Source organism: Paenibacillus sp. S-38 (genome assembly GCF_049942825.1).
Taxonomy (GTDB): Bacteria; Bacillota; Bacilli; order Paenibacillales; family NBRC-103111; genus Paenibacillus_G.
On record NZ_CP187970.1, the window covers coordinates 7,686,253 to 7,709,271 of the forward strand.

12 protein-coding genes, 12 tRNA genes and 3 rRNA genes are annotated in these 23,019 nt (G+C 54.1%); 5 read left to right on the forward strand and 22 right to left on the reverse strand.

The window, feature by feature from the left end:
• Nucleotides 1-92: 92 nt before the first annotated feature.
• The 5 genes from ACP26L_RS33470 to ppc form a co-directional block, all read right to left on the reverse strand.
• Complete coding sequence (locus tag ACP26L_RS33470) at nucleotides 93-1,571, reverse strand: CdaR family protein (RefSeq protein WP_426449912.1); 1,479 nt, start codon at nucleotides 1,569-1,571, stop codon at nucleotides 93-95.
• A 2-nt stretch (nucleotides 1,572-1,573) separates the two neighbouring features.
• Nucleotides 1,574-2,380 carry a diadenylate cyclase CdaA gene (cdaA, locus tag ACP26L_RS33475; RefSeq protein WP_013921113.1) on the reverse strand — a complete coding sequence of 269 codons (807 nt, stop codon included), beginning with the start codon at nucleotides 2,378-2,380 and terminating at the stop codon, nucleotides 1,574-1,576.
• 145 nt (nucleotides 2,381-2,525) lie between these two features.
• Entirely contained in the window at nucleotides 2,526-3,137 is a 612-nt protein-coding gene (locus ACP26L_RS33480; RefSeq protein WP_426449913.1) for a zf-HC2 domain-containing protein, read from the reverse strand.
• A 91-nt stretch (nucleotides 3,138-3,228) separates the two neighbouring features.
• A complete protein-coding gene (gene sigW / locus ACP26L_RS33485; RefSeq protein ID WP_426455198.1) occupies nucleotides 3,229-3,786 on the reverse strand; it encodes an RNA polymerase sigma factor SigW in 558 nt (185 codons plus the stop codon).
• A gap of 581 nt (nucleotides 3,787-4,367) precedes the next feature.
• Nucleotides 4,368-7,157: a phosphoenolpyruvate carboxylase gene (gene ppc / locus ACP26L_RS33490; protein ID WP_426449914.1), complete on the reverse strand. Its 2,790-nt coding sequence runs from the start codon at nucleotides 7,155-7,157 to the stop codon at nucleotides 4,368-4,370.
• A gap of 186 nt (nucleotides 7,158-7,343) precedes the next feature.
• Between ppc and ACP26L_RS33495 the strand changes: the two genes are divergently transcribed.
• The 5 genes from ACP26L_RS33495 to ACP26L_RS33515 all read left to right on the forward strand — a co-directional run bounded on the left by ACP26L_RS33495 (nucleotide 7,344) and on the right by ACP26L_RS33515 (nucleotide 15,437).
• Entirely contained in the window at nucleotides 7,344-10,454 is a 3,111-nt protein-coding gene (locus ACP26L_RS33495) for a response regulator (RefSeq protein WP_426449915.1), read from the forward strand.
• A gap of 797 nt (nucleotides 10,455-11,251) precedes the next feature.
• Nucleotides 11,252-12,997 (forward strand): alpha-glycosidase, encoded by a 1,746-nt coding sequence (locus ACP26L_RS33500; protein WP_426449916.1) that lies wholly within the window; start codon nucleotides 11,252-11,254, stop codon nucleotides 12,995-12,997.
• 73 nt (nucleotides 12,998-13,070) lie between these two features.
• Entirely contained in the window at nucleotides 13,071-13,406 is a 336-nt protein-coding gene (locus tag ACP26L_RS33505; RefSeq protein WP_426449917.1) for a general stress protein, read from the forward strand.
• A 157-nt stretch (nucleotides 13,407-13,563) separates the two neighbouring features.
• Entirely contained in the window at nucleotides 13,564-14,589 is a 1,026-nt protein-coding gene (locus tag ACP26L_RS33510; RefSeq protein WP_426449918.1) for an AI-2E family transporter, read from the forward strand.
• Between the two features lie 29 nt (nucleotides 14,590-14,618).
• Nucleotides 14,619-15,437: an SDR family oxidoreductase gene (locus ACP26L_RS33515; RefSeq protein WP_426449919.1), complete on the forward strand. Its 819-nt coding sequence runs from the start codon at nucleotides 14,619-14,621 to the stop codon at nucleotides 15,435-15,437.
• 93 nt (nucleotides 15,438-15,530) lie between these two features.
• Here the strand turns inward: ACP26L_RS33515 and ACP26L_RS33520 are convergent.
• The 17 genes from ACP26L_RS33520 to ACP26L_RS33600 form a co-directional block, all read right to left on the reverse strand.
• A tRNA-Gly gene (locus ACP26L_RS33520) sits at nucleotides 15,531-15,601 on the reverse strand.
• Nucleotides 15,602-15,606: 5 nt separating this feature from the next.
• A tRNA-Pro gene (locus ACP26L_RS33525) sits at nucleotides 15,607-15,683 on the reverse strand.
• A gap of 16 nt (nucleotides 15,684-15,699) precedes the next feature.
• Nucleotides 15,700-15,776 (reverse strand) — tRNA-Arg (locus ACP26L_RS33530).
• Nucleotides 15,777-15,779: 3 nt separating this feature from the next.
• Nucleotides 15,780-15,854 (reverse strand) — tRNA-Gly (locus ACP26L_RS33535).
• Nucleotides 15,855-15,861: 7 nt separating this feature from the next.
• Nucleotides 15,862-15,944 (reverse strand) — tRNA-Leu (locus ACP26L_RS33540).
• A gap of 42 nt (nucleotides 15,945-15,986) precedes the next feature.
• Nucleotides 15,987-16,062 (reverse strand) — tRNA-Lys (locus ACP26L_RS33545).
• Between the two features lie 4 nt (nucleotides 16,063-16,066).
• Nucleotides 16,067-16,141 (reverse strand) — tRNA-Gln (locus tag ACP26L_RS33550).
• Nucleotides 16,142-16,149: 8 nt separating this feature from the next.
• Nucleotides 16,150-16,225, reverse strand: a tRNA-Thr gene (locus ACP26L_RS33555).
• Nucleotide 16,226: 1 nt separating this feature from the next.
• Nucleotides 16,227-16,302 (reverse strand) — tRNA-Val (locus tag ACP26L_RS33560).
• Between the two features lie 28 nt (nucleotides 16,303-16,330).
• A tRNA-Glu gene (locus tag ACP26L_RS33565) sits at nucleotides 16,331-16,402 on the reverse strand.
• Between the two features lie 4 nt (nucleotides 16,403-16,406).
• Nucleotides 16,407-16,482, reverse strand: a tRNA-Thr gene (locus ACP26L_RS33570).
• A 3-nt stretch (nucleotides 16,483-16,485) separates the two neighbouring features.
• A tRNA-Asn gene (locus ACP26L_RS33575) sits at nucleotides 16,486-16,561 on the reverse strand.
• 31 nt (nucleotides 16,562-16,592) lie between these two features.
• Nucleotides 16,593-16,709: ribosomal RNA gene (rrf, locus tag ACP26L_RS33580) — 5S ribosomal RNA — on the reverse strand.
• A 197-nt stretch (nucleotides 16,710-16,906) separates the two neighbouring features.
• A 23S ribosomal RNA gene (locus tag ACP26L_RS33585) occupies nucleotides 16,907-19,829 on the reverse strand.
• Nucleotides 19,830-20,103: 274 nt separating this feature from the next.
• Nucleotides 20,104-21,640 (reverse strand): 16S ribosomal RNA (locus ACP26L_RS33590).
• Together the 16S, 23S and 5S rRNA genes with 12 tRNA genes alongside form the textbook arrangement of a ribosomal RNA operon.
• A 305-nt stretch (nucleotides 21,641-21,945) precedes the next feature.
• The gene (locus ACP26L_RS33595; RefSeq protein WP_426455200.1) at nucleotides 21,946-22,164 is read right to left on the reverse strand and encodes a hypothetical protein; all 219 of its coding nucleotides are present in this window, start codon (nucleotides 22,162-22,164) and stop codon (nucleotides 21,946-21,948) included.
• Between the two features lie 186 nt (nucleotides 22,165-22,350).
• Nucleotides 22,351-22,971: a stage II sporulation protein M gene (locus ACP26L_RS33600; RefSeq protein ID WP_426449920.1), complete on the reverse strand. Its 621-nt coding sequence runs from the start codon at nucleotides 22,969-22,971 to the stop codon at nucleotides 22,351-22,353.
• Nucleotides 22,972-23,019 lie beyond the last annotated feature (48 nt).

Here is a 23,019-nt window from a genome sequence, read left to right on the forward strand (position 1 = left end):
GATTTCTATACCGCCTATGCCCTGTAACAAACTATTCCCATTATTGCGGATTCGCCACTCAGGGTCAAATCCAACAATTGGGCCTTCTCCCATCAGGGAGATGGAGGCCCTGCAGGAGCGGCCGGCGCATCCTTGGAGCCGTCCGCCGCTTCCCCTGCCGATGGTGCCGGGGCAGACTCTGTGGAGGAAGTCGGCGCAGACGGCTGTCCTGCATCCGCCGGGGTTTCTACCGGAGTCTGCGTTTGCGGTGCCGCGGGCTCTGGAGACGTAGTCTGCGGTGTCTCCGCAGGAGTCTCCGGAGCCGGCGTCTGTGTCTGGGGAGCAGCCGGCTGAGTCGTGGTTTTGGCGGTGATCTCCACCGTCATCTTGAACTCCTGGCCCGGCCCCTTCTTGACGAATGTCGGCAGATTCCATGTGACCGTAACCTCATGGGTGCCGGGAGGCAGATTGCTTACGTCGAGAATCGCCTGCACGTCCTGCGGCTTCAGCTTGTCCATCAGCGTCGGCGCGCCTTCCACCTTCAGGTCCACTACGCCGGCCGCAGGCCGGACTACCTTGGTATTGAAAATATCGTTTTGGCCGATAATCGACAGCTTGATGCCCTCCAGGGTCTTCGTAACGGAAGGAACAATCGATACATTGACCACGACCTTATCCGGATCAAGCTGGTTTACATTCTCCTTGGGCGGAATGCTCAGCGTAAACTCCGTATCTTCCTTAAGGTTGCTGAGCTCCACCTGCGGTCCTTCATAGAATTCGAGCTTATCCAGTACATTCTGCGGCCCGTACACGGTCACCTTATCCGTACTCTGACGGATGGACGCCACGGCATAGCCTGCAGGAGGCTCGCCGACCAGCTTCACCTGAAGCGGCACCATCGTGAACGGGCTGGTGATCGGCACTTCAACATCGACCACGTTAGGGGTGATCGTCGCCGTCTCGATCTTCTTGCCGTTCTTGTCATAGGCGGCCAGCACCGCTTTGCGGTTGGAGACCGGCGACGTCGCCTTCTCTACGCTGACATCCGTCCTGACGGATTCCACCTCATCGTAGATGCGGCTGGGAACCGATACGGTAACCTGGGACGGCTTGGCTACCGGCTGACCGGCCTTCAGCCCTACTCCCGGGATCCCCGTCACATTCACCGTGACAGGCATCGACTTATTGCGTTTTTCGTCGACGACGACCTTCACGGTGGCCGGCGTCACCTTGACGGATACGTTGGCAGGAAAGCCCACCGGTACCAGCGGCAGGGTATATTCGCCCTTGCCGACCTGTGTAAGGTCAACCTCCACCGAATAGCCGCCGGAGGTCATGACCTTCTTCACGACGGAGTCGCGGCCTGACAGCGTCACCGTAACCCGTTCCGGCTCCACCAGCTCCACGTAGAATTGGTCCTTGTCATACTTGGGTGTAATCGCCACATTGCCTATATTCTCTTCACCTATGGCGCTGCTGGAGCTGCTTGACACCATGCCGGCATCCGATGAACGGACGACGGCCCACAACAGCACGCCGATCACCAAGGCAATCACTTTTACGACATTGGTATTCCGCAGCCACTGATCCATAACTACCGCCGCCTCCATTTCCACAGAGGGCTGCTTTTCTTCTCTTTCGTCTTCGGTTTAAGCTCTTCGAACAGCTTTGCCAGCAGCGCGTCTTCCTTAATGTCCCGCAGCACATGGCCGTTCATGGCCAGGGAGACTTGTCCCGTCTCTTCGGAGACGATGACGGACATGGCATCCGACACCTCCGTCATCCCAATCGCAGCCCGGTGTCTTGTCCCCAGCTCCTTCGAGATGAACGGGTTCTCCGACAGGGGCAGGTAACAGCCCGCGGCCATCAGCTGTCCTCCCCGGATGATGACGGCTCCGTCATGCAACGGCGTATTGGGCACGAAAATATTGATCAGCAGCTCCGACGAGATCTTGGATTCCATGCCGATGCCCGACTCAATATAATCATTAAGTCCGGTCTCCCGCTCGAAGACAATTAAGGCCCCGATCTTCCGCCGTCCCATGTAGTTCACCGCTTTGAGCACCTCATTGATGCGGCGGTTGACGTCCTGGTCCTCTTCGGAGTTGGTGCGCGAGAACAGCGTGCCCCGTCCAAGCTGCTCGAGCGCACGCCGGAGCTCCGGCTGGAAGATAATGAACACGCCCACCAAGCCGAAGGTGAACATCTGATTCATCATCCACTGCAGCGTATTCAGCTTGAACCAGGATGACAGCGCCCAAGTGACGACCACCACGAGGATCCCTTTCAGCAGCTGGATCGCCCGCGTTCCCCGTACGACGAGGATCAGCTTGTAAATCACGTAGCTGACGATCAATATATCGATAATATCCTTTATCCGGATTTCTGTAATCCAATCCATCGCGTGTGCCCCCAAGTCCCTGCCGCGGTGATGTCTGTCTCTAGTTTAGTATGTACTCTTTAAATCATACCATATTTACAACAAAAAACCCTCCCCTTCCAAGATGGTTTGGGGAGGATTTTTAGAAATTCCAAAGCTTGGCTCTTTAAGGGGTGTCCGATACCTGGCTGACCCATTGATTCATCTTGTACCACATCCAGCTGAAGGCCTCGTCGATCTGCTTCACCTGTCCGGAGATGTGCGCGGTAGAGGCCTGGACCACAGAGCCGTCGATGACCACCACATTGCCTTCGACGTCGCCGTCCACCTGAACGGTGCCTCCTTCTACGGTGAGATTGCCGCTGACCTTTTTGCCGGCCGGCACGACCACGGTATGTCCTTGAATAACTACGGACTCCAGGTCCGTTCCCTTGACGATTAGATCCCGGTCATTGTCCCATGCAGTCATGAAGGAAGACAGCATCACAGCAAAAAACACCGCAGCTACGGAAGCTGCCGGATGTTTGCGAATCCAGCGGTATCCTCGGTTCTGGCGTTTGGCCGGAGGCAGGGCATCCATGATTCGCTGGGTGAGACCGTCCGGCACGGGGGGATGGGGCCAGGCCGCCACAAGAGCTTCCACCTTCTCGAACTCCTGCAGGCGTCTGCGGCAGTCCGGACAGGCCAGCAGATGCTCCTTAAGCTGTACCGATTCCTTTCCCTCGAGTCCCCCGTCCATATATTCATGCAGCAGTGGGAGGGCTTCCTTGCAATCCATTATGAGCCGCTCCTTTCTTCTGTCCATAATCTGAATTTGTTATACACTACGTGCCGTCTTCCGACATGTTTCAAAAAGTGCAGAACATTTTTTATAAAATTTTTTCCAGCTTCTTACGTAGAAATTCCCTGCCGCGGTGGAGCCGGGTCTTGATCGTCGTCACCGGCATAGACAGCACGTCACTGATCTCCTGCAGGGACAAATCCTGCAAATACCGGAGAATAACGACCGCCTTATACTTCTCCGGCAGTGTCTCGATCGACTCCCGGATCTGCATCTGTGTCTCGGACAGAAGCACCTGGTTATCCGGTGACGGATCTTGACTCGCAAGTGTGGAATACCAGTCGCTGCCCTCTCCATCCCCCATCTCCGCATCCAGCGAATAGTTGACCTTGCGCTTGCGCAGACGGTCGATGCACAGGTTCGTAGCGATCCGGTAGATCCATGTCGAGAATTTCTGGTTCTCGTCATACCGGTCGAGGTTCATGTAGACCCGCAGGAATGTCTCCTGCACGATCTCTTCGGCTTCATGCCGGCTCCTCAGCATCCGGTATGCGAGATGATATATTTTATCCTTATACAGTTCCACAAGCTCGGCAAACGCCGCACGGTCACCGCCGCGGGCCAGCTTGGCGAGCCGGGTGTCCATTTGATCCACCAGCCTACCTCCAACCTCCGGAGCCGCCCACGCGTCTCTTGACGCAGAACAACCGGTCCGGATTCTACAGGATCATGTCTTCCCTACGGAAGACCCTCCCTGCTATTATGCAAAGCATACCAAATCATAACACTTCATGTACAGTCTCCCCCCAAGAAAGTACCGGGCAGCCGATCGGCAGCGATGCATATTAGCGCGATGTCCGGAGGGTATTTCTTCCCTTCATGGCCTCCTCCACAGACAAAGCAGCCGCTGCAGTACCATTCTGGTCGTCTATGTACCTTCCCCTAATGGTAACTAAAGAAGAGCTCCGCTCCTTCATCTTTCTTACGTCCGATTCTCCCCTGTGGTTTCGCCCTGGTCCGGCGGATTCGGATCCACGTTCAAATTCATTCAATCCCTAACCCACAGCCCACTGCATCGGCCTCGCCCCTTGCGGTTTCATCTTAGTCACTTTCAATTCGAATGAAGAACCTCCGGTTTGTAGTCCCCCCTATATAAAAAGAACCCTGGCGGTGACCGCCAGAGTTCTAAAAGGATACCCTACTGCTTTGTTCAATCGATCCAAGGCATCAGCCCGTGTTCCGCAGCCCCGCAGCAATGCCGTTGATGGTCAGCAGCACTTCGCGGAGCAGCAGCGCATCGTCATCCCCCTGATCACGCAGGGCGCGAAGCTCGGAGAGCAGCCCTACCTGCATGTAGCTCAGCGGATCGACATACGGATTGCGCAGGCGGATCGATTCCTGGATGACCGGAACGTTATCCAGGATCTCCTGCTGTCCGGTGATGTTCAGGATGAGTTCCGAGGCACGCGTATACTCTTCCTGGATCAATCCGAAGATACGCTCGGCGATGCCCTGATCCTGAATCATGCTTCCGTATTCCTTCGCGATGAGCAGATCCGCTTTGGCCAGAGCCATCTGCAGATTGTCGATCAGCGAACGGAAGAACGACCAGTTCTGGTACATCTCCTGCATTTTCTCCAGGTTCTCTTTCTTGCCTGCGTAGAAGCTGTTCAGCCCGTAACCGGCAGCATACCAGGCCGGCAGCAGGTAACGGCTCTGCGTCCAGGCGAATACCCAAGGAATCGCACGCAGATCCTCAAACCGGTCGCTGTTCTTCCGTTTGGAAGGACGGGAACCGATGTTGAGTTCGCCGATCTCCGGCAGCGGTGTAGACTCCTTGAAGAACGTCAGGAAGTCCTCGTCCCGGAAGATCAGGTCCTGGTACTTCGTCTGCGCCTGCTCGGAGATGCCGCGCATGATATGCTCCCATTCCTCTTCAGAGGCATTCGTCTGCGGATTTCTTGCCTGCAGCGCGCTCGTAATGAGAGCGGATGTCGCCTGCTCCAGAGAGCGGTAGGCGATGCCCTTCATCGAATAGCGGGAGGAGAGCACCTCGCCCTGCTCCGTGATCTTGATACCGCCGCCGACCGTATCGGCGGGCTGAGCCAAGATACTCCGGTTGAGCGGCATGCCACCGCGGCCCAGCGCCCCGCCGCGGCCGTGGAAGAACTTCAGCTTTACGTCGAACCGCTTAGCCGCTGCCGTAATGCTGCGCAGGGCTACCCGCAGCTCCCAGTTGGCTGTGATAACGCCGCCGTCCTTGTTGCTATCGGAGTACCCGAGCATGATCTCCTGCAGGTGGTTCGTCGATACGAGCGAATTCCGGTAAGCCGGAATCTGGAACAGGGTCGTCATGATGTCGGGAGCCGCGTGCAGGTCGTCGATCGTCTCGAACAACGGTACGGACTGCAGCGTACATGTGATGGAGCCGTCATTCTCATGGATATACAGCCCCGCTTCCTTACCGAAGACAAGCACTTCGAGCAGGTCGCTCGCGCCTTGGGTCATCGAAATAAGGTAGCTCGAAATACAGCTGCGGCCGAACTCCTGCTGTGCTTTCTGGACGACACGGTACACATCCAGGCACTCCTGGGTCGATTCACTGTACCGCAGGTACGGTGAAGTAATCGGACGCGGATCGTTCAGAATCCCGGTGAGCAGCTCGATCTTCTGAGCCTCTGGAAGCTTCGAGTAGTCTTCACAGATGCTCATCTTCGCCAGGATCTCAGTCATCGCCGATTCGTGCTCCTTGCTGTGCTGGCGCACATCAAGAGACGCCAGATGGAACCCGAACAGTTCGACTTGGCGAACGAGCTTCTGCACATAGGTATCGGCAATGAAGTCCGCATAGTGGTTGCGAAGGCTGCGTTCGATCACCTGCAGGTCCGCGCGGAATTCATCCGGGTTGTTGTATTTGCGCTTCTCGGATGCATTCGGATTGCCCGTATTGCGGATCCGCTCGGTCATGAATTTCACTTTGATGCGGTAAGGCTCTTTGAGGTTCCGCCACTCGTTATCCGACGAAAGCTCAATCTCGCGGCGGTCCTTCTCGATCGATTCGAGAAGCTCCTCGGTGACCTCGACGATACTCCGGCTGAAGCTCATGTGCTCCAGCAGCTCCGTCAGCTCCTCCTCGTATTTGGCGAGGGCCAGCTTGCGGTGCATGGTCAGGGTCTCCCACGTAACCGAAGCTTTAACGGAAGGGTTGCCGTCCCGGTCGCCGCCGATCCAGGAGCCGAACTTGAGATAAGTCGGCACATGCCAGTCCTCTTCCGGGTAATACTTGTCCAGACAGCGCTCAAGCTCCTGATAGACCTCAGGGAGCACGTCGAACAGAGTTTCGTCAAAATAGTACAGACCGTTGCGGACCTCGTCGATGACGGTCGGCTTGCGGTCTCTCAGCTCATCGGTCTGCCACAGGGTGATGACTTCACCCAGAAGCTTCTCACGCAGCTGCTCCCGCTCCCGGAACGTAAGGTTCGGGTTATCGAGCTCCATGACGTCGCCTGCAATACGCTGGTGGATATCCAGCACGGCGCGGCGGGTAGCTTCCGTCGGGTGTGCGGTCATGACAAGCTCAAGGGAGATGCCTTGAATCATCTCGTGCACTTCACCGGGCGAGATGCCCAGCGACTTCAGCTCACGGACCGAATCCTCGATCGAACCGGGCTGCACGTTCTCCCCAGCCGTCCGTTCGTAGTCCCGCTTGCGGCGGATCCGGTGATTCTGCTCGGCGATATTGATAAGCTGGAAATATACCGCAAACGCACGGATCACTTGGTGGCGGATTTCCGGCGCCAGGCCCGTCACGGTTTCTTTCAGCTCTGCGTACATCTCCGGCGTGTAATCGGCGCGCAGCGTTTTACTCATCTCTCTGATATTCTCTACGACGGTAAACAGCGCATTGCCGCCCTGGTGAACCAGCACCTCACCCAAAATGTGCCCCAGAAACCGGACATCCCGGCGAAGCAGATTATTGGACGTGTTCTTGTGAATTAAACTGACTGAATCCGACATGGTTCTCCTCCATCCTGACAAAGCAAAGTCATACCACCTATTTTATCACAACGTTCCTTGTCATGTAATCCTTTTGTGCACTAAAGCCGAAAAATTCCCCTATCCATATAAACATTGAAGGCTAAGTGGCAGCGGGGTAAAATAATGGAAGACAAAAGCCCACCACGCCAAAGGAGAGAGATCCCATTGCCGACTTTCTTCCGTTCCAACATACGTGTCAAGCTTGCCGCCGGTTTTATCGCCATTCTGGTCTGTCTGGGTCTGTCGACCTTTCTGCTCATCCAGCGCATCTATTCACAGCAACAGACCATGGAATATATGATCTCGCACGATATGACACTGCACGACAGGGCCAATGGAATGGAGAAAAACATCCTTGATATGGAGACCGGCCAGCGTGGATACATCATTACGGGAAACCCGGCTTATCTTGAGCCTTACTACAGCGGCAAAGCCCGCTGGAAGAACGAATATCTGGAGCTGAGCCGCCTGTCGGCGGACTCTCCGGCGCAGCTGCAGAGGCTCGAGGAGATCCGTTCTTCCGTCGAGCGCTGGATCCAAACCGCCTTAGAACCGGCTATCGCACTGAAGGAAGCAGGCCGTACCGGCGACTTGGAACGCTTCTACGGGGAGGGTCCCGGCAAAAGGGACATCGACCAGCTGCGAAGCCGGCTGGCCGAATACCGCGAGATCGGCAAAAAGGAGACGGAAGAACGTTCCTCCGCCTTGGAGAAGAGCAACAATACCCTGAAGGCGGAGCTGTATCTTCTTCTCTTTGCGGCGATCCTCATCGCGCTGCTCGTCATTCTGCTGCTGTCCCGCTCGATTGTTCATACGCTTGAGCTGGTTACCGGCACCATTCGAAGCATTGCAGCCGGTGATGAGAACCTGGCCACCCGAATCGATGTCCGGAGCCATGATGAGATTCACGATCTGGCTGATGCCACGAATGCCCTGCTCGCGCGGGTAGAGGAAGAGAACTGGCTGAAGACGTGCTTAGTCGATGTCGCGACCCTGTATCAGGGGAATACGGACATCCGGGAATTTGCTCAGTCGATTCTGAACTGGCTGGGCCGACACCTGGATGCCGCTTACGGGGCCCTTTATATCCGGGAGGAGGAGGGCAGGTCGCTGAGATTCGCCCGCTCCGCCGCTTACGCCGAGCTTGGAGAAGTACGGGTGCAATCCTCGTTCCGTCTCGGTGAGGGCCTTGCCGGCCAAGCTGCGGCGGAGCAGCGCATGATGGTATTCGATCAGCTCCCGGACGGGTACGTGCGCGCCGGCTCAGGACTCGGCGAAGCCCAGCCTCGCTCGCTGATCCTCTTTCCGGTCTCTTTTGAAGGGGACACCATCGCCGTCATGGAGCTTGCCTCCTTCGCGCCCTTCCAGGAGCGGCACAAAGAGCTGCTGCGGAGGGGGTGTGAGACACTCGGCATTGCGATTCACAGCATTCAGGGGCGGATGGAAGTGGACCGGCTCTATCAGGAGAGTCAGGTGCTCACCGAGGAGCTCCAGACACAGACGGAGGAGCTTCAAGCGCAATCGGAAGAGCTGCATTCCCAGCATGAGGAACTGATCTATTCGAACGATGCCCTTCGGCAGTCCGAGGAGCGTTTGCAGTGGCAGAAGCTCACCTTGGAGAAGCAGGCTGAAGAGCTTGCCGCCATCTCCAAGTACAAATCGGAATTTCTCGCGAACATGTCCCACGAGCTGCGGACGCCGCTGAATTCCATGCTGATTCTCTCCCAGCTTCTGGCGGAGAATAAGGAAGGCAATCTGACGGACAAGCAGACGGAGTTCGCGCAGACGATCCACGCTTCCGGCAGCGACCTGCTGCGTCTCATCGACGAGATTCTGGACCTGTCGAAGGTCGAGGCCGGGCGCATGAAGATCGAACCCGAGACAGTCTCCCTGCGTCCTTGGATTCAGTGGGTAGAGCGAAGCTTCTTACCTCTGGCCGATAAGAAAGGACTCTTTTTCCATATCGCCGTTCATCCGGATGTGCCCGAAGAAATCTATACGGACAGCCACCGTCTTCAGCAGATCCTTCGGAACTTTTTGTCCAATGCCTTTAAGTTCACGTCCAAGGGCAGCGTCGCCCTTCGGATCGACCGGAATGGATCGGTCCTGCGCCAGGCGGACGGCACCTCCATCCCTGCCGTTGCCTTCTCGGTCATTGACACGGGGATTGGCATTCCGAAGAATAAACTCGATCTCATCTTCGAGGCATTCCAGCAGGTCGACGGGACGACCAGCCGCCGCTATGGCGGTACAGGGCTGGGACTAACGATCTCCCGCGAATTGGCCAGGCTGCTCGGCGGCAGTATCCGGGTAGAGAGCTCGGAAGGTGCCGGAAGCCGCTTCACCCTCTATCTCCCTGAACGGCTGGAGAGTCTGCAGCCCGATACCACGGCCGCTGTACCGGTGGAGGAGGCGGCAGCCACGCTCGAGGCAGGGCCGCAGGATTCCCGCAGGACAACACACAAGCAGCTGCTGCTTGTTGAGCCGGACCCCGATTGTCGCGCCCACCTTATGCAGCTGATCGGACGAAGCGATGTTCATGTGCGGGCGGCCGGGAGCACCCAGGAGGCCTTGGATGTGATGGAGCTGTCCCCATGGGATGGAATCCTTGTGCACCTGAACCCGGCTGACCCTCAATTGCCGGAGCTCCTTGAACGGCTTGAAGGTGTGAACCGTTCCCTTACGCCTCCATACTTGCTCTACACTGACCAGCCCTTATCCGCGCAGGATGAAGCCAAGCTGAAGCCGTATGCCGCCCGCTTGCTGCAGACCGAGGGGGACTTCGGGGAGCGTCTGCTGGCCGAGACGAGGCTGCTTCTAAGCCAGCCCAAGGAGGCTCCGCCAACCGGAGCCTCTTCAGATCCACCGGCGGTACCCGAGCTGCCTAATCTGTCCTTTACAGGAAAGCAGGTGCTGCTTGTAGAAGACGATATTCGTAATGTCTTCGCGCTCTCGAACATCCTCGAGAAATACGGGATCCGTGTCCTGTTCGCTGATAACGGCAAGGAAGCTCTGGATTTGCTGGAAGGCAATCCGCGCATTGACCTGATTCTCATGGACATCATGATGCCTGAGATGGACGGCTACCAAGCCATCCGGAGCATCCGCGCGCTCCCCAGGTACCGCAAACTCCCGATCATCGCCCTCTCAGCCAAAGCGATGAAAGAAGACAGGCAGCGCTGCCTGGATGCCGGAGCGTCCGACTATCTCAGCAAGCCCGTCGATGTGCTGAAGCTTGCCACACTGCTCCAGACTTGGCTGAGACCCCGGGCTTGAGAGCATTGTGCGGTCCTTTTACACTTCCCGCTTCAAGGCATCGTACGCCCTGGTTCCCCCCCGAACCAGGGCTCTTTGGTTTTCCTCATAAGGTTCTCTCGCCCTCGCCTCACTTTTGCAGACCCATGCCGTTCTTTTTTATACTTCTCGCTTCCACTCAGCAACGTACACTCTGGTTCACATCCCGAACCAAGGCTTTGGTTTTACCCCTAAGGTTCTCTCGCCCTCACCTCACCTTGCAGACCCATGCTGTTCTTTTTCACACTTCCTGCGCCCTCTCAGCATCGTACGCTCTGATTCACATCCCGAACCAAGGTTCTTTGGTTTTACCCACTAAGGTTCCCTCACATCTCCTCGCCTCGTCCTACAGACTCATGCCGCCCTTTTTGCACTTCCCGCTTCCACTCAGCAACGTACACTCTGGTTCACATCCCGAACCAGGGCTCTTTGGTTTTACCCACTAAGGTTCGCTCACATCTCCTCGCCTCGTCCTACAGACTCATGCCGCCCTTTTTGCACTTCCTGCGCCCACTCAGCAACGTACACTCTGATTCACATCCCGAACCAGGGCTCTTTCGCCCTCTCAGCACCGTATGCCCTGCTCCCCCAAGATCAGAGCTTTTTGGGTTTCCCCATTCAGGTTCCCTTACCCTCGCCTTCGCCACGTCCTGCAGACTCCCTCTCGTCTTTCCCTCCTTCCTCTTTTCATGTAACCGCCTTCCTTTTGTTTAGTAGACTTAGGGCAAGGTTAATAGGAGGATAAGTCTGATATTCTGTTCGATGAAGGGGCTGACGTTATGCTTCGGGAGTGCTTTTATCATGTTTCCAACAGTAACTGGGCTTACGCCTACACCAAAGAAAAGATTCACCTCCGCTTCCGGACCAAACGTGACGACGTGAACGAGATTACGGCCGTGACCGGGGACAAATACGACTGGGACCGTACATACAAAGAATACCCCATGCTCCGCATTGCTTCGGACGCTTACTTTGACTATTGGGAGGCTACGGTGAAGCCCAAATACAAGCGGCTCACCTACGGATTCCGAATCACGGCGGGGACCGAAACGGTATGGATGGTGGAGACCGGCGTGTACGATGAGCAGCCGCATCCTCCGGGCGGATATTACGATTTCCCCTATATCCATGAGATTGACCTCTTCGCGGCGCCCGAATGGGCCAAGTCCGCCATCTTCTATCAGATCTTCCCGGACCGCTTCGCCAATGGGGACCCTGAGAACGATCCGGAGGGCACCGAACACTGGGGCGGCACGCCTACCACGGACAACTCCTTCGGCGGAGACCTGCAGGGTATAATCGACAAGCTGGACTACATTGTTAATCTGGGCGTCAATGCAATCTACCTGACTCCCGTGTTCCAGTCCCCCTCCAACCACAAGTACGACACCCTCGATTACAAAAAAGTCGATCCGCAGTTCGGTGACAATGCCAAACTGAAAGAGCTTGTCGAGGCTTGTCACGACCGTGGGATCCGCGTCATGCTGGACGCCGTATTCAATCACTGCAGCGAGCATTTCACCTTGTTCCAGGATGTCGTTAAGAACGGGGAGAAGTCCAAGTACGCCGACTGGTTCCATGTCCGCGAATTTCCGATCGAGGTCAAAGACGGGATCCCGTCTTACGACACCTTCGGCTTTTTTCAACACATGCCAAAGTTTAATACTTCCAATCCGGAGGTTAAAGAATATCTACTCGATGTAGCCGAATATTGGATCAAGGAGATCAAGATCGACGGCTGGCGTCTTGATGTAGCCAACGAGATTGATCACCATTTCTGGCGCGATTTCCGCAAAATAGTCAAATCAGCGAATCCCGAAGCTTATATCGTCGGCGAGGTATGGAACGACTCGCTCAAATGGCTGCTTGGCGACCAATTCGACTCGGTCATGAACTATCCGTTCTCCAACAAGGTGCTGGAGTTCTTCTCAAGCTCCTATATGGATGGCTATACGTTCGCCAACAGCATGGGTTTTCTGCTTATGCGTTATCCGCAGCAGACCAATGAGGTCGTCTTCAATCTACTCTGCAGCCATGATACGCCCCGGGTGCTGACGTGTGTGGGAGAGGACAAGCGCCGGCTCAAGCTCTGTGTTGTGTTTCTGCTGACCTACATCGGAACCCCATGTATTTTCTACGGGGACGAGATAGGCCTTACCGGAGGCGGAGATCCGGACTGCCGCAAATGTATGGTCTGGGAGCAGGAACACCAGGACAATGAGCTCTATGACTTTTATAAGCTGCTGATTGCACTCCGCAAAGATTACGATGTTCTGCGGCAAGGCGGATTCCGTTTCTTGAAGGCTGACGCAGGGGATTCCCGGATTATCTACGAGCGCATTGATGACAAAATGCACTTTACGGTCTGGATGAACAATACGGAAGAAGAGACAGTGCTCTCCCACCCGATGGAAACCGAGGACTGGAAAGACGCCCTCTCGCAGGAAGAAGTGGTTCCCGTGAACGGTATGATGAATATCAAGCTGGACCCGCTCGGCTACCGGATTTTGTACCGTTGGCTCTAGTGTTTCAAAGCGAATTCGGACAGGTAATGACATTGCAGGAAGTAAGATATACCGATGAGGGAAGGTGGATGCGATGGAAAAAAGACCGCGTGTCAGTGTTGTCCATGATGCCAACGAAGCCCGCGATCAGGTCCGCCTCTGGGTGCTTCAGGGACACAACAAAGAAGAGATCTATGTGCTGGCTCACGATGAGGCGAGGACGGATATTGTCGCCGATTATTCCAATGCCGAGAAGATCGGCATGTCGGAGGAAGGGCTGTGGAACAGCATCGCCAATATGTTCCGTTCCCAGGGGGATGAGCTGCGTGCGAAGCTAAAAGCGCTGCATGTCCCGGAAGCCGAAGCCGAGCGGCTCGAACAGGAGCTGGACGACGGCAAGATCGTTCTTCTTGCCATCGGGAGCCGATAGCTTGCGCTTCGGATACGTGCAGCCAGGCTAAGAGGTTTGCCGCCGATGGGCAAATCTCTTTCTGTCAGCGATGCCGCATCAATGCTTCTATGCCAGTAAGGGGAAGAGTGGAGTGGTCCGCTTGCCGCAAAGCCGTTTTTTTCGGATCTGTCTCGGGGTGATCCTCGTGCTGATCATTCTCAATTTGTTCATCCGGGTCAGCTTTCTCTTCTCTCCTCTGTATGCCATCGCCCGAACGATCCTGATTCCCTTCGTCATATCCGGTTTCTGCTACTATCTTCTGCGTCCGCTGGTCAACCTCTTGGAGTCCCGCGGTATTCGAAGACCGTCAGCCACCCTGGTGTTATACATATTTTTGGCGGCGGTAGCAGCACTGGTTGTCGTGGGCCTGGGGCCCATGCTCCAAAGTCAAACAAGTCTTTTCGTCAAGAACATCCCAGAGATGCTAGAAGGACTGACGTCACAAGTCGAAAAGATGGAGCGAACGAGATGGCTGTCAGGTTACTTCCATAATGATTCGCTCAATCTATCCGCCAAGCTGTCGGAGTGGATCAGTACGACCATGAATGTGGCAGCGGACTATCTCACGAATGCGCTCGGTGTCACGACCAGTGCCCTGCTGATCATGACTGCTATTCCCATTATTCTGTATTATCTGCTCTCTGACGGCCCTAAGGCGATGGAAGCCTTTCTCGAATTATTCCCTGAGAGGTACCAGCCTCCCATCCGCGATATGCTGGATGACATGGATAAGGTACTTAGTGAGTTCATGATCGGCCGGATCCTCGTCTGCATTGTAGTTGGAGCGATGCTCTATATCGGCTTTTTGATGATCTCTCTGCCTTATCCTTTGCTTCTCGCTACTTTTGCGATGATTATGAACTTCATTCCATTCATCGGGCCGCTGATTGGCCTTGTTCCCTGTCTCATGATCGCCTTTACGGAGTCATCAGGTATGGCGTTATGGGTGCTGCTGATCTTTATCATCGCCAAAATGGCGGATAACAGCCTGGTCTCTCCCCAAGTGTTCGGCAAGCGGATGGATCTTCACCCTCTCACGGTCGTCATATTATTGCTGGTGTCCGCTGAGACCGCCGGCATTCTCGGAATGCTGCTGTCCATTCCGACATATATGGTGCTAAAGATAATCTGGCTTCGTTGTAAGCCTGATCTGAACGTATAAATCCATTGATTCGATAGGAGGAGACTCACATGACATTGATGAACAAACAGCCCTTGCAGGCTAATCAACGACTTAAGGACAAGGTAGCGCTGGTAACGGGGGGAGGCTCTGGGATCGGCCGGGCCGCGGCGATTCGAATGGCTGAGCAGGGCGCCAAGGTAGTAATCCTCGGCCGAGATCAAGAAGAGCTCCAAGAAGTCGAGAAACTCATCAAGGATCAAGGCGGACAAGTGTGCAGCCTCAAGGCGGATATTTCCATCCCCGAACAAATGGAGAAAAGCCTGCAAGAGGCTGCTGAGAAGTGGGGACGTCTTGATATCGTTTTTGCCAATGCGGGGATCAACGGAGTTCTTACTTCCATCGAAGCTATGGAAGTCAAGGAATGGCAGCAGGTGGTGGATATTAACCTGAGAGGCACCTTCCTTACTGTCAAATACGCCATTCCTTACCTTAAGGAACAGGGCGGCAGTATTATCATTACAAGCTCTATCAATGGAAACCGGGTATTCTCTAACTTTGGTTTCAGTGCCTACAGTACCACCAAGGCGGGTCAGGTCGCTTTCATGAAAATGGCCGCTTTGGAACTGGCTAAATTCAAAATCCGTGTGAATGCCATCTGCCCCGGTGCAATCTCTACCAATATCGACGAGAACACCAAACGCAAACCGGAAGTAGAGGAAATTCGAATTCCTATCGAATTCCCTGAAGGTGACCAGCCGTTAAAACAAGCCTCGGGCTCCTCCGAACAAGTGGCCGATCTCGTATTGTTCCTCGCTTCAAATGAGTCTTCCCATATCACCGGAACAGAGATTTATATCGATGGGGCGGAGTCCTTGCTGCACGGATAAGGGAGTCGACCTGACCCCCCTTTCCGCCAAGCATTGATACAACAAAGAACCCTTGTAAGCTTATAGCTTACAAGGGTTCTTTGTTTGCAATGAAGCGGGTGATGGGAATCGAACCCACGCTACCAGCTTGGAAGGCTGGAGTTCTACCATTGAACTACACCCGCAAAGATGGTCGGGACGACACGATTTGAACATGCGACCCCCTGGTCCCAAACCAGGTGCTCTACCAAGCTGAGCTACGTCCCGATGAATCATGAAATAATGGCGTTCCCTGAGAGATTCGAACTCCCGACCTTTTGATTCGTAGTCAAACGCTCTATCCAGCTGAGCTAAGGGAACATATGGAGCGGAAGACGGGAATCGAACCCGCGACCCTCGCCTTGGCAAGGCGATGCTCTACCGCTGAGCCACTTCCGCAAAATTATGGTGCGCGTAGAGGGACTTGAACCCCCACGGTCGCCCGCCAGATCCTAAGTCTGGTGCGTCTGCCAATTCCGCCATACGCGCGTAACCTCTAAAATAGAACATAATCCGACTTTAGAGTGTTGATGGTGAGCCATGTAGGACTCGAACCTACGACACCCTGATTAAAAGTCAGGTGCTCTACCGACTGAGCTAATGGCTCATAATGGCTGGGGATCTAGGATTCGAACCTAGGCATGACGGAGTCAAAGTCCGTTGCCTTACCGCTTGGCTAATCCCCAATAAAACATGGTGCCGCCGAGAGGACTTGAACCCCCAACCTACTGATTACAAGTCAGTTGCTCTACCAATTGAGCTACAGCGGCGTGGTGGAGGCTGACGGGATCGAACCGCCGACCCTCTGCTTGTAAGGCAGATGCTCTCCCAGCTGAGCTAAGCCTCCACGCTAAAGGTTACTCTTAAAGTAACAATGACCCGTAGGGGATTCGAACCCCTGTTACCTCCGTGAAAGGGAGGTGTCTTAACCCCTTGACCAACGGGCCATACTGGAGCTTCCAACCGGGATCGAACCGGTGACCTCATCCTTACCATGGATGCACTCTACCTACTGAGCTATGGAAGCGAATGGCTCCCCGAACAGGACTCGAACCTGTGACAACTCGATTAACAGTCGAGTGCTCTACCAACTGAGCTATCAGGGAATAATGATTTGAATCATGGATCTTAAGATCCGCTTGGCGACGTTCTACTCTCCCAGGACCCTGCGGTCCAAGTACCATCGACGCTGGAAGGCTTAACGTTCGTGTTCGGGATGGGTACGCGTGGTTCCCTTCCGCCATCATCACCAAACGGTTTGTGTATCGGCCAGGATACACGGTAATACATATTCAAGGCAGCTTGTACCTTGAAAACTGGATATACATTCGGGTATATCATTTTGCGTTCCTTTGTGCTTCGCACAAAGGTCACTACCAAAATGATATATCCTCACTCGCTAGCTAAAGATCTAAACCTTAGTATTGCTGCCGCTTCCTTGCGGAAGCTGTTTGGATAAGCCCTCGACCGATTAGTATTCGTCAGCTCCACACGTTGCCGCGCTTCCACCCCGAACCTATCAACCTCGTCGTCTACAAGGGGTCTTACTGACTTGGGAAATCTCATCTTGAGGGGGGCTTCACGCTTAGATGCTTTCAGCGCTTATCCCTTCCGTACTTGGCTATCCAGCCGTGCTCCTGGCGGAACAACTGGTACACCAGCGGTACGTCCATCCCGGTCCTCTCGTACTAAGGACAGCTCCTCTCAAATTTCCTGCGCCCGCGACAGATAGGGACCGAACTGTCTCACGACGTTCTGAACCCAGCTCGCGTACCGCTTTAATGGGCGAACAGCCCAACCCTTGGGACCTACTTCAGCCCCAGGATGCGATGAGCCGACATCGAGGTGCCAAACCTCCCCGTCGATGTGGACTCTTGGGGGAGATAAGCCTGTTATCCCCAGGGTAGCTTTTATCCGTTGAGCGATGGCCCTTCCATTCGGTACCACCGGATCACTAAGCCCGACTTTCGTCCCTGCTCGACCTGTTTGTCTCGCAGTCAAGCTCCCTTATGCCTTTGCACTCTTCGAATGATTTCCAACCATTCTGAGGGAACCTTGGGGCGCCTCCGTTACGCTTTAGGAGGCGACCGCCCCAGTCAAACTGCCCACCTGACACTGTCCCCGCACCGGATCACGGTACCAGGTTAGAACTCCGATACGATCAGGGTGGTATCCCAACGGCGCCTCCACCCAAGCTGGCGCTCAGGCTTCTCAGGCTCCCACCTATCCTGTACAGATCGTACCAAAGTCCAATATCAAGCTGCAGTAAAGCTCCATGGGGTCTTTCCGTCTTGTCGCGGGTAACCTGCATCTTCACAGGTATTAAAATTTCACCGGATCTCTCGTCGAGACAGCGCCCAAGTCGTTACGCCATTCGTGCGGGTCAGAATTTACCTGACAAGGAATTTCGCTACCTTAGGACCGTTATAGTTACGGCCGCCGTTTACTGGGGCTTCGGTTCACAGCTTCGGGTTACCCCTAACCGCTCCCCTTAACCTTCCAGCACCGGGCAGGCGTCAGCCCGTATACTTCGCCTTGCGGCTTCGCACAGACCTGTGTTTTTGCTAAACAGTCGCTTGGGCCTTTTCACTGCGGCCCCCTCGGGCTATTCACCCTACCGAGGCACCCCTTCTCCCGAAGTTACGGGGTCATTTTGCCGAGTTCCTTAACGAGAGTTCTTCCGCGCGCCTTAGCATGCTCTGCTCGCCTACCTGTGTCGGTTTGCGGTACGGGCACCTTCTCCCTGGCTAGAGGCTTTTCTTGGCAGCCTGAACTCATGACCTTCGGTACTTAAGTTTCCCTCCCCATCACAGCTCAGCCTTATCGATGTGCGGATTTGCCTACACATCAGCCTCACTGCTTGGACGAGCATCCATCAGCTCGCGTCACTATCCTTCTGCGTCACCCCATCGCTCATAACGGTTCACGGTGGTACAGGAATTTCAACCTGTTGTCCTTCGACTACGCCTTTCGGCCTCGCCTTAGGTCCCGACTTACCCTGAGCGGACGAGCCTTCCTCAGGAACCCTTAGGCTTTCGGCGGATCAGATTCTCACTGATCTTTTCGTTACTCATACCGGCATTCTCACTTGTATGCAGTCCAGCTGTCCTCACGATCAACCTTCAACCCGCATACAACGCTCCCCTACCCCAGGATATCATAGATATCTAGTCATAGCTTCGGTGGTGTGTTTAGCCCCGTTACATTTTCGGCGCAGAGTCACTCGACCAGTGAGCTATTACGCACTCTTTCAATGGTGGCTGCTTCTAAGCCAACATCCTGGTTGTCTGTGCAACTCCACATCCTTTCCCACTTAACACACACTTGGGGACCTTAGCTGATGATCTGGGCTGTTTCCCTCTTGACAATGGATCTTAGCACTCACTGTCTGACTCCCGGGCATCACGTTTGCGGCATTCAGAGTTTGACTGGACTTGGTAACCCTTGGCGGGCCCCGCACCCAATCAGTGCTTTACCTCCGCAACGCTAACCCGAGGCTAGCCCTAAAGCTATTTCGGGGAGAACCAGCTATCTCCGAGTTCGATTGGAATTTCTCCGCTACCCCCACCTCATCCCCGAATTTTTCAACATTCGTGGGTTCGGGCCTCCAGTGCGTGTTACCGCACCTTCACCCTGGACAGGGGTAGATCACACGGTTTCGGGTCTACGTCCACGTACTCATTCGCCCTATTCAGACTCGCTTTCGCTGCGGCTGCGGCTTCTCACCTTAACCTCGCACGGGAACGTAACTCGCCGGTTCATTCTACAAAAGGCACGCCATCACTCATTAACGAGCTCTGACTTCTTGTAAGCACACGGTTTCAGGTTCTTTTTCACTCCGCTCCCGCGGTTCTTTTCACCTTTCCCTCACGGTACTGCTTCACTATCGGTCACCAGGGAGTATTTAGCCTTGGCAGATGGTCCTGCCGGTTTCCCACGAGGTTTCACGTGTCTCGCGGTACTCAGGATCCGTCTAGGGTGTTCGCAGAATTTCGGTTACGGGGCTTTTACCCACTCTGGCCGGCCTTTCCAGACCTGTTCGCCTACTCTGCTCTACCCACATTGACGTCCTACAACCCCAAGGAGCAAGCTCCTTGGTTTGGGCTTCTCCGCTTTCGCTCGCCGCTACTGACGGAATCACTATTGTTTTCTTTTCCTGAGGGTACTTAGATGTTTCAGTTCCCCTCGTCTGCCTCCGATGCAGCTATGTATTCACTGCATGGTACATGCGAATTACCACATGTGGGTTTCCCCATTCGGACATCCCCGGATCAAAGCCTGCTTACGGCTCCCCGAGGCGTTATCGTTGTTCGCCACGTCCTTCTTCGGCTCCTGGTGCCTAGGCATCCTCCGTGTGCTCTTAATAGCTTAACCAAATGCGATGCTCGTAGTTTCGTTTTTGCGCTCCGTTATGCTTCGCATAAAGGTCGCTGTCAAAAACGAAATACATCGCTAGCAGCTACAAAGATAAACATTAGATTACTTCAGCTAGTTTGTTTCGTATATCCAGTTTTCAAGGAACAAACATTGAGTTTGAAAGGCATTGCACCTTTCAAAACTGAACACGAGTGAGTGTCCCGCTTACGCGGCTTTTGCAGCTTGCGCTGCCGATTTGATCCGGCCATCTTCATGGCCATGATCTCCATAGAAAGGAGGTGATCCAGCCGCACCTTCCGATACGGCTACCTTGTTACGACTTCACCCCAATCATCTACCCCACCTTCGACGGCTGGCCCCCTTGCGGGTTACCCCACCGGCTTCGGGTGTTGTAAACTCTCGTGGTGTGACGGGCGGTGTGTACAAGACCCGGGAACGTATTCACCGCGGCATGCTGATCCGCGATTACTAGCAATTCCGACTTCATGCAGGCGAGTTGCAGCCTGCAATCCGAACTGAGACCGGCTTCTAAGGATTCGCTCCATCTCGCGACTTCGCTTCCCGTTGTACCGGCCATTGTAGTACGTGTGTAGCCCAGGTCATAAGGGGCATGATGATTTGACGTCATCCCCACCTTCCTCCGGTTTGTCACCGGCAGTCACTCTAGAGTGCCCAACTTAATGCTGGCAACTAAAGTCAAGGGTTGCGCTCGTTGCGGGACTTAACCCAACATCTCACGACACGAGCTGACGACAACCATGCACCACCTGTCACCTCTGTCCCGAAGGAGGACCCTATCTCTAGGGCTTTCAGAGGGATGTCAAGACCTGGTAAGGTTCTTCGCGTTGCTTCGAATTAAACCACATACTCCACTGCTTGTGCGGGTCCCCGTCAATTCCTTTGAGTTTCACTCTTGCGAGCGTACTCCCCAGGCGGAGTGCTTATTGTGTTTACTTCGGCACCAAGGGTATCGAAACCCCTAACACCTAGCACTCATCGTTTACGGCGTGGACTACCAGGGTATCTAATCCTGTTTGCTCCCCACGCTTTCGCGCCTCAGCGTCAGTTACAGTCCAGAAAGCCGCCTTCGCCACTGGTGTTCCTCCACATCTCTACGCATTTCACCGCTACACGTGGAATTCCGCTTTCCTCTCCTGCACTCAAGTCTTCCAGTTTCCGGTGCGAACCGGGGTTGAGCCCCGGGCTTAAACACCAGACTTAAAAAACCGCCTGCGCGCGCTTTACGCCCAATAATTCCGGACAACGCTTGCCCCCTACGTATTACCGCGGCTGCTGGCACGTAGTTAGCCGGGGCTTTCTTCTCAGGTACCGTCATTCGCAGAGCAGTTACTCTCCACGACATTCTTCCCTGGCAACAGAGCTTTACGATCCGAAAACCTTCATCACTCACGCGGCGTTGCTCCGTCAGGCTTGCGCCCATTGCGGAAGATTCCCTACTGCTGCCTCCCGTAGGAGTCTGGGCCGTGTCTCAGTCCCAGTGTGGCCGATCACCCTCTCAGGTCGGCTACGCATCGTCGCCTTGGTGGGCCATTACCCCCCCAACTAGCTAATGCGCCGCAGGCCCATCTGTAAGCCACAGGTTGCCCCGTGTTTCATGATTCCGGCATGCACCGAAACCAGCTATCCGGTCTTAGCTACCGTTTCCGGTAGTTATCCCGATCTTACAGGCAGGTTGCCTACGTGTTACTCACCCGTCCGCCGCTAAGCACCGAAGTGCTCCGCTCGACTTGCATGTATTAGGCACGCCGCCAGCGTTCGTCCTGAGCCAGGATCAAACTCTCCATTAAAGAAAAGCTGATGACTCATTTTGAAGCTTGGCAGAAACTCATCGCTGAGTCTCTATATTTAACACTCACTCGTTGTTCAGTTTTCAAAGGGCAATTTCTATGCAGATTTCCGATATACAAATCTGTCATTTATTGTCACCTTGTTTATCGGCGACTTTTTAAATATATCACATTCGCCCGGTTCTTTGCAAGCACTTTTTGAAAATTTCTTGAAGCATTATCCTTGCAACAGTTTGTCCGTTAAATGAGAACGAGATATAAGATACCACAGGGATTTTGAATAGTCAAGCCACAAGAATTATTTTTTAGTGATACATCCGGTTTCTTGCATATTTCGATATTTCTCGAGGAGATGCGAGACGTGCATACATGCGAAAAATTACTTTGTACCGGGATTCAATGGCTGCTTTAATATCCGCATCAATTCTTTTGTCATTCAAATCGAAGAGCATTTCATCCAGTTCTTTTCGCAGTACATAATCCAATTCTCTGCATTCGCGTTCATTAAACAAGAAGCCCAACATGCTCACTGAACTGCCCCTTTCGATAAGCTAGGTCCAGAAAAAAAAAAAAAGAGAGAATGCTTTTCTGACCCGCTATAAGATTTCTTTGGCCCGGGCCAGTGCATCCCCTCTTCACGCCAACAAGCAATATCTCTTCCATCGCTTTACTGTTATGCACAGTTTTTGGCATTTTTATGAGTGGCTTTATTATATTTTTAATCCTGACGCCAACCAGAACGTCAACGTGCTCTCGATTACCGCTGCAACGAACAATACAATTACCAATGCAACACTAACGGCCGGAAGTGTCCGGAAATAACGAGCAAACTGCTGATAAACAACTCCTTTACGAGAAGGGCTTGGAAGAGAAACCATCCACTTGAGTACCAGGATCCCTAGGCGAAGACCATAAGCACAGGCAATGATTACTGCCGGCAGCTCCAGAATGCCATGGGGCACAATCGTTTTGATGAGAGCAGCCCAAGAAGCCTTTTCCACTACGAGTACACTCATATAACCAATCAGAAGTCCATTTACGACAAGGAAGAATAGAGGCGGAAGCCCCAGGAAAGCCCCTAGTGCAATGATAATTAATGATTTGGAAGCATTGTTCCAAAAAATCAGCCAGAAGATGGACCACTGCTGGTTTGGCTCATCTTTGATGGAGTCCGTAATACTTTTCAATGCCTCCAATTGTCCCAAAATCATGTTGTCGAACCGCTCTGATGATGCCGCTCCCATGTAGATTCCAACGATCATTACTAATGCGGAAGCTATAAAATAATGCTTCATTTGTTTCGCCTGCTGCCAAGCTAGACTCCAGTTCACAGTCAGTCCTCCTATAAGGGCATAAATAATCGGTACGAGCATACATTG